General features: G+C 63.3%; 3 protein-coding genes. All 3 read left to right on the top strand.

The window, feature by feature from the left end; genetic code table 11:
• The first annotated feature begins 81 nt into the window (after positions 1–81).
• The 3 genes from SO140_RS45460 to SO140_RS45450 are packed head-to-tail and all read left to right on the top strand — an operon-like array spanning position 82 to position 3,253.
• A complete protein-coding gene (locus SO140_RS45460; protein WP_498544155.1) occupies positions 82–1,323 on the top strand; it encodes a tyrosine-type recombinase/integrase in 1,242 nt (413 codons plus the stop codon).
• Positions 1,320–2,246 carry a tyrosine-type recombinase/integrase gene (locus SO140_RS45455; RefSeq protein WP_498544154.1) on the top strand — a complete coding sequence of 309 codons (927 nt, stop codon included), beginning with the start codon at positions 1,320–1,322 and terminating at the stop codon, positions 2,244–2,246. Before SO140_RS45460 ends, SO140_RS45455 begins: the two co-directional genes overlap by 4 nt.
• Complete coding sequence (locus SO140_RS45450) at positions 2,243–3,253, top strand: tyrosine-type recombinase/integrase (protein WP_498544153.1); 1,011 nt, start codon at positions 2,243–2,245, stop codon at positions 3,251–3,253. The genes SO140_RS45455 and SO140_RS45450 overlap by 4 nt, the downstream gene beginning before the upstream one ends.
• Positions 3,254–3,361: the final 108 nt, after the last annotated feature.

The raw sequence follows: 3,361 nt of genomic DNA, 5'->3' as shown, positions 1-3,361 counted from the left end.
CATGATTCACACTGATCTGCATGTAATCGATTCGGCATAGTGCGTTCTGTGTCTCCGCCCTCAACAGCGGAGAACGGGAAGATGGAAGCAGGAGATTACCTGGGCAGAAGCCGGCTGTTCCAACGTCTCAAGAATGGGCTTCACGGACAGCATGTCGAGCGCTACGCGCTACGTCTGGTCGAAGAGCGGCTTGCTCCACAAGGCACTTGGCGATGCCTCAATGTCGTCAGCGGCCTCCTGGACTGGATCGCCAGGCACCGGCGCAAGTTGGCTGCTATCGATGAGCACATGGTTGAGCGGTACCTTCGGCACCGGGCCAGGCGGCTGTCCATTCAGCCCAGTGACCGAGCAGCGCTCAAGCGATGGCTATCGCTACTGCGCGAGGAAGGCGCGATTGCGCCGGCAGCGGCGCCGCCGCTGACCCCGCACGATCGGATCTTCAAGGACTTCGAAGACTATCTGCGGACAGAGCGCGGATTGGCGCCACGTTCCACCGTCCGCCACCTGCCGATCATCCGTCGGTTCCTCCACGAGGTATGCCCCGCCGGCGAAGATGACTTGGGCAAGATCAGTCAGGAGAGCGTGATCGGCTACATCGAGCGTCACGCTCAAGATTGGAGCCCGAAGACCGGGAAGGCGATGTGCTGGTCGCTGCGCGCCTTTCTCCGTTATCTCCATCATCGCGGGCTGAACCCGCGCGCGTTGGCTGGTTGCGTTCCGTCGATACGACGATGGAAGCTCGCAACTCTGCCGACCCATCTTCCAGTCGCTCAAGTGCAGAAGGCCCTCGATGGTTGCGATCGAACCACCGCGATGGGACGACGGGATTACGCCATCCTGATGCTGCTGGCGAAGCTCGGTTTACGGGCCGGCGAGGTCGCGACCCTCACCTTGGATGATATCGACTGGCGATCGGGGGTGATGCTCATTCGCGCGAAGGGGCGGCAGCGAGCGCGAATGCCGATGCCTCCAGACGTCGGCGCGGCCGTCGTTGCCTATCTGCGTGATAGCCGCCCGAAGTCGTCGCGCCGCCAGTTGTTTCTGCGCACGCCGGCGCCTCACGTCGGCTTTGCATCCGGCTGCGCGATTACGATGATCGCCAAGGCCGCTCTCGATCGCGCCGGCGTCGGAGATTGCGCACACCGCGGAGCGCATATCTTCCGGCACAGCCTTGCCACCGAGCTTCTGCGCTCCGGCGCGACCTTGACCGAGATCGGTCAGCTCCTGCGGCACGAGGACCATGACACCACGCGGATCTACGCGAAGGTTGACGTCGAGGCGCTGCGCACATTGAGCCTGCCCTGGCCGGGAGGTTCGCGATGACCGATCTACGTTCCGCGCTCGAACGCTATCTCACCATGCGCAAGGGGCTGGGATACAGATACGAGCACCAGACCCGGCGGCTCGCCGACTTCGTAGTCTTCATGGAAAAGCGTAAGGCTACGACCATCACGGCAAAGCTTGCGATGGAATGGGCGACACTGCCGCCCGATCGTCACGCATCCTGGGCAATACGATTAACCGACGTGCGCGGATTTGCGCACCATCTCGCCAACTTCGATCCGAGAACAGAAGTGCCGCCTGTCGGTATCCTGCCGGGATGGAAGCGTGCCAAGCCCTATGTTTACAGCGATGCGGAGATCGATGCGCTGCTGACGGCGGCGCTTGCCCTACCGCCAGAGGACGGGTTGCGTCGATGGACCTATCACACGCTGTTCGGGCTGATCGCGGTGACCGGCATGCGCATTTCCGAGGCGATAAGCCTCGAGCGTGAGAATGTCGACCTGGACGCTGGCGTGCTGACAATCCAGCTGACCAAGTTCGGCAAATCGAGGCTCGTGCCTTTGCATCCGACGACATGCGCAGCGCTCCGCCGCTATGCCGACCGGCGCGATGCTTGTTTCGGATCACGCTGCGGCTCTACCTTCTTCCTCGCAGAACGGGGCGGCCGCTTGCTGCACCACCACATCTATCGTGTCTTCTGGCGGCTGTCCCGAGAGATCGGACTGCGGCGCCGCGGCGATCGTACCGGGCCGCGCGTGCACGACTTCCGGCATCGCTTCGCAATCAGGACGCTGCTCGACTGGTATCGCGACGGCAAGGACGTCGAACAGCAGCTCCCGGTGCTCTCCACCTACCTCGGCCACGCCTATGTGCGCGACACCTATTGGTATCTTTCGGCCTGCCCGGAGCTCATGCAAGAGGCGGCGCGGCGCCTCGATCGGCGATGGGAGGCCAAGCCATGAAGCCGAGCAAGCCGATCTGTAATGTCGCCACATTGATCGAGCGCTACTTCACCGAGAGGCTTATGCGCCAGCGTAACGTCAGCGCTAACACGATCGCGTCCTACAGGGATACGTTCCGGCTGCTGTTCTCGTTCGCGCAAGCGCGGCTGCGCAAGCCTCCATCGGCGTTGTCGCTCGGCGAGCTGGATGCCCCCTTTATCGGGGCGTTCCTGGCTGATCTCGAAACGAAGCGCGGTGTCGCCATCAGAACGCGCAACCTGCGCCTGACCGCCATCCGCTCCTTCTTCCGGTTTGTGTCCTTCGAGGAGCCGGCACACAGCGCGATGATCCAGCGCGTGCTCGCAATACCAAGCAAGAGGCACGACAAGCAACAGGTGCATTTCCTGGGACGGCGTGAGATCGAGGCGATCCTCGCCGCATCCGATCGGACGACGTGGCTCGGGCGCCGCGATCACACCCTATTGCTGGTCGCGGCTCAGACGGGCTTGCGCTTGTCCGAGTTGACCGGCCTCGACAGGGACGCCGTCCACCTCGGTGCTGGCGCCCACGTGCGATGTGTCGGCAAGGGGCGGAAGGAACGATGCACGCCGTTGACCAAGCTCGCTCAACGCGTCCTCCAGGCTTGGCTCAAGGAGCCGGCGCGGAAGGGGGCCGCAGCATTGTTTCCCAACGTGCACGGTGGCCGGCTCAGCGCCGATAGTGTCCAATCGTTGCTGGCCAAGCACGTGCGCGCGGCCAGTGAGAGGTGTCCTTCGCTGGCGACCAAGCGGGTGTCACCCCATGTGCTGAGGCACAGCGCTGCGATGGAGTTGCTGCAAGCAGGCGTCGACTGCTCCGTGATCGCGCTGTGGCTCGGTCACGAATCGATCGAGACGACACAGACATATCTACACGCCCACCTTGCGCTGAAGGAGGCAGCCCTGGCGAAGCTCAAGCCGTTCGAACGTGGGAAGCGCAACCGCTTCCGCCCCAACGATCGCCTGCTCGCCTTCCTCGAGGCCCTGTGACGGGCCAAACTATGCCGAATGACGTGCGCGTGTCAGACGACGGCACCGCGACAACGACGCGCCGGCCCGAAACCGCTCGGCATAGTTCGCCGGGCGGCATAAACTTGC

This window comes from Bradyrhizobium sp. UFLA05-108 (assembly GCF_059803455.1).
This window is presented reverse-complemented; position numbering and strand designations above follow the sequence as displayed.

What these genes read in the sequence shown, in the direction of transcription:
- SO140_RS45455 (WP_498544154.1), top strand. Translation starts at nt 1,320, where the DNA reads ATGACCGATCTACGTTCCGCGCTCGAACGCTATCTCACCATGCGCAAG.
- SO140_RS45460 (WP_498544155.1), top strand. Translation starts at nt 82, where the DNA reads ATGGAAGCAGGAGATTACCTGGGCAGAAGCCGGCTGTTCCAACGTCTC.
- SO140_RS45450 (WP_498544153.1), top strand. Translation starts at nt 2,243, where the DNA reads ATGAAGCCGAGCAAGCCGATCTGTAATGTCGCCACATTGATCGAGCGC.